This window comes from Staphylococcus sp. GDX8P54P (assembly GCF_017893165.1).
GTDB lineage: Bacteria > Bacillota > Bacilli > Staphylococcales > Staphylococcaceae > Staphylococcus > Staphylococcus borealis.
Window position 1 is genome coordinate 310 of record NZ_JAESMM010000080.1, and the last position, 384, is coordinate 693.

The 384-nt window shown below is 31.2% G+C and carries 1 pseudogene; it reads left to right on the forward strand.

Going from position 1 to position 384, the window contains the following annotated elements:
- Positions 1 to 384 (forward strand): annotated as a pseudogene (locus tag KA909_RS13250) (MobV family relaxase); the annotation flags it as partial.

The following is a 384-nucleotide window of genomic DNA, read 5'->3' on the forward strand; positions in this document are numbered from 1 at the left end:
AAACAGCATGTTAGAAATCTCATGAGTACTGATATGGCGAGAGAATATAAAAAATTAAGTAAAGAACATGGGCAAGTTAAAGAAAAATATAGTGGTCTTGTAGAGCGATTTAATGAAAATGTAAATGATTATAATGAGTTGCTTGAAGAAAACAAGTCTTTAAAGTCTAAAATAAGCGATTTAAAGCGTGATGTGAGTTTAATCTATGAAAGCACTAAGGAATTCCTTAAGGAACGTACAGACGGCTTAAAAGCCTTTAAAAACGTTTTTAAGGGGTTTGTAGACAAGATAAAGGATAAAACAGCACAATTCCAAGAAAAACACGATTTAGAACCTAAAAAGAACGAATTTGAACTAACTCATAACCGTGAGGTAAAAAAAGAA